This window comes from Companilactobacillus bobalius (assembly GCF_009764355.1).
The window spans coordinates 1-5,071 of record NZ_LNUA01000024.1 but is presented as its reverse complement, the minus strand read 5'-3'; the positions used below and the strand labels follow the sequence as shown (position 1 = coordinate 5,071).

Sequence of the window (5,071 nt, the reverse complement as noted above, 5' to 3'; positions counted from 1 at the left end):
GAAACAGTTGACGATATTCTCGATTGACCCATTTGAAACCAAGTACGGATATAGCTTCCAATATTTATCTGGAACATCTGTGGTATGGCGGGTAAGTTTTATTAAGACACTGTTTACTTTTGGTTTAGGATGAAAGCATTCCGCTGGCAGCTTAAGCAATTGCTGAATCGAGACTTGAGTGTGCAAGAGCAACCCTAGTGTTCGGTGAATATCCAAGGTACGCTTGTAGAATCCTTCTTCAACAATCAGATAGATGTCAGACGCACGGCTTTCAAAAACCACTTTTTTAATAATTTGTGTGCTTAAATGGTAAGGAATATTCCCAACAATTTTATACCTCTGTTTGTTAGGGAATTGAAACTGTAGAATATCTTGGTGAATTAAAGTGACACGAGTATTCAGTTTTAATTTTTCTGACGATAAGTTGAATAGATGACTGTCTAATTCAATAGACGTTACCTGTTTACTTATTTTAGCCAGTTTCGTCGTTAAATGCCCTTTACCTGTTCCAATTTCGTAAACGGTATCGGTTTCTTTTAAATTCAATTGTTTTATTATTTGGTTGAGTACTTTTTCACTCGTTAAAAAGTTTTGAGAATATTTTATATTTTTGTTCATGTAATCTCTCCTGAAGTGATTACATCTATAAACAAATACAGAAGTTAAACGATTTGTTTGTAATTTTAGTTATCTGTTTAAAAAGTCATAAGATTAGTCACTGGTAGGAATTAATCTAACGTATTTATTTATCTGCGTAATCACTGTTTTTAGTCTGTTTCAAAACAGTAGATGTTTTATCTACATTACGCATTTGGAATACCAACATGACGAATCCCTCCTTCTTAATTACAAATTTTTAGCATCTAATTTAACTTCAATTCCTATTATACAAAATTTTAAGATAATGCACTATCAACACACTCTTAAGTTTGCTTCTAAGTCTTATTTCCATAACTTTAGGGTTAACCATACGCAAGACCAATCACTCTCGGACAATACTCATGATTTTAATGATAAAATCCATGTTAAACCCATAGATAAGAAATACACCTGCAATAACCGTTACCTGTTTGTGCCAATTTAAAAATGCACCACTTTTTTATAATTAAAACGGTTGAAAACTGTACCACTAATAACTCACAATAGAGAGATGTCACCGTCAAGTTAAATGTACAAAATAACAGCGAAATTTTTAAATCTATTTCTTATCGATACAAATTCCTCGTAGGCGCTCGGGACCCCTAATAGTATCAAGATAAGAAGAAAAGGGTATTTTGCTCCGCAAAAACCCTTTTAAAAACCGTGGGCTTCCGCCCACCCCTGACAAACGCAATGCGTTTGATCATGCCTCTGAAAAGTAGCTTTATCACGTAATTACTTTTCGTCGCTCAGCAAAAGCTAAATGCCTAAAATAAAAAGACAAGGGTAAACGTTGCTCACGTTGTTCGCCCTTGTCTTTATTATTTATAGCCATTTTAAACGCTTATGCCGACGAAAAGTAATAATCACGTGTAAATATACTCGAATTGATTTAAAACGTCTTAGAACGCAAATATGAGCTTCTAACGACTTAATTCATCTCTATCTCGTGTTTGAGTTTCATTTCTATGAATTTTTTCAAATTCTCCACCTTTTACAAATTCTTTTACTTTGTCTAAAACGCCACTAACAAGCGTTTTAACCTGTTCAGTTGTAACTTGCTTAGAATCTTTAAAGTACTCTTTAAACCCTTTGTAAATGCCCTTAATTTCGTTTTTAAGCGATTTATTCTCTTTCTCCAACGAATCAATTTTCTCTAGATTATTATTATATCTATCTGCTAAATCGTTGAAATCACGCACTACTTCCTTGTATTTTTCTTTTACATAGTCAATCCGCTTAGGTAAATCAGTTTCCGCATATTTCTTTAGTTTCTCATTCGATTTATATAAATCTTCATAGCCTTGTATTAAGGCATTTAATTTATCTTCAGGGATAATCACATTTCCTGTTTTTCGTTCTTCATTTTTCGTAAATTCATGTCGCAACTTACCAATACCAATGGTTTCGCCACTTGGTACTTTGACCGTTTTCGTTTCGTCTTTTAAATCTAAACTTTCTTTCTTGATTGTTGGTGTTTTATCGTTCGATAACGCTAAAACTTCTGACTTCCGCTGTTCCAGCGTGGTAGTCAGCTCTTTTAATTCATCCTTTGCCTTTTTATATTCAGGCACTGTTAAATTTTTACGCTCTGACCCTTTTTCGCCACGTTCAAGCTCAAAACCACGCTCATTTAAATACTTTGGCAATTCGTCTTGTACCGCTTGTAAGGCTTGACGATTAAAAACAGTCTTTGCTGATAGCTTGTGTTCGTCATTAAACGGCACAATTCCTAAGTGCATATGCGGTGTCGTTTCGTCTAAGTGAACTTGAGCATAGCGGATATTCTCATCACCAAATTTTTCTGAAAAATATGATTTAGCAACTTCAAAATAATCTTTAATTTCTTTACTATCTTTATCTTTAAAAAATTGGTTGTCAGAAGTTATGATCCATTCGTTTATTAATACAGCATCTTTTCTGACAGCACGACTACTTGATTTGTTGTCGTTAATAAATTGCTCAATATCTCGTTTATAATTTTCTGTCCGATTGACCAAATCATAATTTAAATGTGACCGTTCAACATCAATATCTTTGTTGGAATGATTGTCTGTATTTCTCTGATTATGATTACCTACCCCAACTAAATTTCCTGATTTTACCTTCTGCATTCTCGCCACTACAAATGACATATAAACACTCCTAACTTCGGGACAGCTTCCATGTAAAGTATAACCCACTATACTTTACTTCGTAAAGGTGGGCTCGCCGAGGGGTCTTGCAGACGGCTTATTCGGCTCTTTTGAGCCGAGTATCAGCGCACCCTTATGGTGCAATTAGCTGATACAAAAAACAAAGAGTTGGCTCATGTAATCCAACTCTTAAAACACAAAAAAATAACCCCCTTGGCTTTTCAGCAGGGGGCATATTTTTTATTTAATTCCTCACTCTTTATAAACTTGGTTTTCTTTTTGCCAATTCGATTTTATGTACTCTTTTATAAAAAGAGTATTCCTCTCTGTTAGCAATTCGAACCAACCAGCAGGAGCTCGGTCAGACATACAATAATCAGCAAAATCTTTTAAATGCATAATATTGTTATCCGAAATAAAACCAAGCATTTCTTTTAACGCTTGTCTTTTATCACCAGTAGATAACGCTAAACAACTTTCAAGGTCAAATCCACCAAACACTTGTATTTCTGTATTATCGTATTGATACTTTTCAGGATTATCCATATGCGTTAAATATCTAACAGCACCAGTTAAACCACTTATTCTTTCAGGAATCGGTGCCCTTAAAGCTCTTGCCATTTCGTCCATTTGTTCAAATGATTTATTGCCCTTGTAATTAAAAACTATATGATAATGCGGCTTTTTCTTTGTTCCGTCTGCATTAACATCTTTATCATGTAATGGACTAATTGCCACAGGTTCAGTTGAAATAATCTCTTTCCAATTCTCTGGCAAACTTTCAGGATAAACAACAATCCACCAGTTACGACCTCGCTTATAAGGCTGTTTAGTTTTTGGATTTAAATTCTTTCTAGGCAATGCCCAATCTGTTCTATTTTCATTTTCCATATTTTTCTACACCTTCCTAGTTACTCTACTAGGAAAACAAGGGAAAATTTGATAAACTTGAGTTGCGAAATCAAAGAAAACCAAATCTTGCGAGCCCTTGCTATCTTCCTAGCAGGGCTTTTTTTATTTAAAAATAGTCCCCTTATCATCAGCTTGATTAATTAAAAATGTAACCAAACCTGATTTAGTCATTCCATATTTTTGTGCCATTTTTTCTAGTTTGTCATTCGATTCAACAGGTAAAGATAAAGTCACTTTTTTCTTCTCAACTTCAACCACAAAATACACCTCAATTCTCTTCAAAATCTCTTTTACACTGTAATTATATTATACATACGACAGGAATACAAGATTTTACAAAAAACTTTTTTTCACCTCGAAATAGGTGCTTAAAACGTTCATATAAAGGTATTTACAAGACATTTAATCTTTTTATCTATTTGGACAATGGACAATGGACACATGGGGGGTGTCGTAGTGCCCCCATGAGTTGGTCGATTTTTTCAAAATCTCCCCCCAGTTTGCTTCCCAATTCCTAAAAACTAATAAAACCGCGGGCGTTGCCCACACCCACAAACGCAATGCGTTTGATCATGCCTCTGAAAAGTAGCTAAACATTCACACCTGTTGGCTTTCCGTCGTCTATGCAAAAGCTAAATGACAACAAAAAAAGCTGCAAGGGTAAATGCACTCACTACGTTCGCCCTTGCAGCTTTTTCTATTGCCATTTTTAACGCTTATGCCGACGAAAAGACCAAACAGGTATAAATATACTCGAATTGATTTAAAACGCCTTAAAACGCAAATATGAGCTTCTAACGACTTAATTCATCTCTATCTCGTGTTCGAGTTTCATTTCTATGAATTTTTTCAAACTCTCCACCTTTTACAAACTCTTTAATTTCGCTCACAAGGTTATTCATGAGCTTTTTAGCTTGTCCAACAGTTGCACCAAGGGTATTTTCCATAAACTGATTAAAACCTCTGTAAATGCCCTTAATTTCGTTTTTAAGCGATTTATTCTCTTTCTCCAACATTTACAAAAGCGACTCATAGAATTATTTCCTCCCGTTAAATAATAGATAACTATTAAAAATAGACAATACTTGCTCATAAGTAATGGTACTTAAATTGTTTACTTTGGCGTGTTTCATTGCTTGATGAAACTGATTTTTAGTAAACAGTTGACGATATTCTCGATTGACCCATTTTGAAACAAAGTACGTATATAGCTTCCAATATTTATCTGGAACATCTGTGGTATGGCGGGTAAGTTTTATTAAGACACTGTTTACTTTTGGTTTAGGATGAAAGCATTCCGCTGGCAGCTTAAGCAATTGCTGAATCGAGACTTGAGTGTGCAAGAGCAACCCTAGTGTTCGGTGAATATCCAAGGTACGCTTGTA

General features: G+C 34.7%; 6 protein-coding genes and 3 pseudogenes. All 9 read right to left on the bottom strand.

Annotated elements, in window-relative coordinates; translation table 11 throughout:
* A pseudogene (erm, locus tag ATN92_RS03745) lies at positions 1-618 on the bottom strand (23S ribosomal RNA methyltransferase Erm); the annotation flags it as partial.
* 124 nt (positions 619-742) lie between these two features.
* Positions 743-826, bottom strand: coding sequence for a 23S rRNA methyltransferase attenuation leader peptide (locus ATN92_RS03740; RefSeq protein WP_001814874.1), 84 nt, complete (start codon positions 824-826; stop codon positions 743-745).
* A gap of 48 nt (positions 827-874) precedes the next feature.
* Positions 875-958, bottom strand: a pseudogene (locus ATN92_RS19295) (MLS leader peptide); the annotation flags it as partial.
* 604 nt (positions 959-1,562) lie between these two features.
* Positions 1,563-2,774 carry a MobV family relaxase gene (gene mobV, locus ATN92_RS03730; RefSeq protein WP_074412848.1) on the bottom strand — a complete coding sequence of 404 codons (1,212 nt, stop codon included), beginning with the start codon at positions 2,772-2,774 and terminating at the stop codon, positions 1,563-1,565.
* Positions 2,775-3,026: 252 nt separating this feature from the next.
* Positions 3,027-3,665: a replication protein gene (locus ATN92_RS03725; protein ID WP_056950684.1), complete on the bottom strand. Its 639-nt coding sequence runs from the start codon at positions 3,663-3,665 to the stop codon at positions 3,027-3,029.
* A 123-nt stretch (positions 3,666-3,788) separates the two neighbouring features.
* Positions 3,789-3,944, bottom strand: a complete 156-nt coding sequence (locus ATN92_RS03720; RefSeq protein WP_002328822.1) for a protein RepA — start codon at positions 3,942-3,944, stop codon at positions 3,789-3,791.
* Between the two features lie 536 nt (positions 3,945-4,480).
* Complete coding sequence (locus tag ATN92_RS03715) at positions 4,481-4,702, bottom strand: hypothetical protein (RefSeq protein WP_010712928.1); 222 nt, start codon at positions 4,700-4,702, stop codon at positions 4,481-4,483.
* Positions 4,678-4,749, bottom strand: a pseudogene (locus tag ATN92_RS19485) (rRNA adenine methyltransferase); the annotation flags it as partial. The gene ATN92_RS03715 and the pseudogene ATN92_RS19485, both read right to left, overlap by 25 nt.
* A partial coding sequence (locus ATN92_RS03710) for an rRNA adenine N-6-methyltransferase family protein (RefSeq protein WP_234032526.1) occupies positions 4,724-5,071 on the bottom strand: 348 nt, incomplete at its 5' end. The pseudogene ATN92_RS19485 and the gene ATN92_RS03710, both read right to left, overlap by 26 nt.

Excerpts from the sequence above, each read along its gene's own strand:
- ATN92_RS03740 (WP_001814874.1), bottom strand. The coding sequence starts at position 826 with ATGTTGGTATTCCAAATGCGTAATGTAGATAAAACATCTACTGTTTTG.
- mobV (WP_074412848.1), bottom strand. The coding sequence starts at position 2,774 with ATGTCATTTGTAGTGGCGAGAATGCAGAAGGTAAAATCAGGAAATTTA.
- ATN92_RS03725 (WP_056950684.1), bottom strand. The coding sequence starts at position 3,665 with ATGGAAAATGAAAATAGAACAGATTGGGCATTGCCTAGAAAGAATTTA.
- ATN92_RS03715 (WP_010712928.1), bottom strand. The coding sequence starts at position 4,702 with ATGTTGGAGAAAGAGAATAAATCGCTTAAAAACGAAATTAAGGGCATT.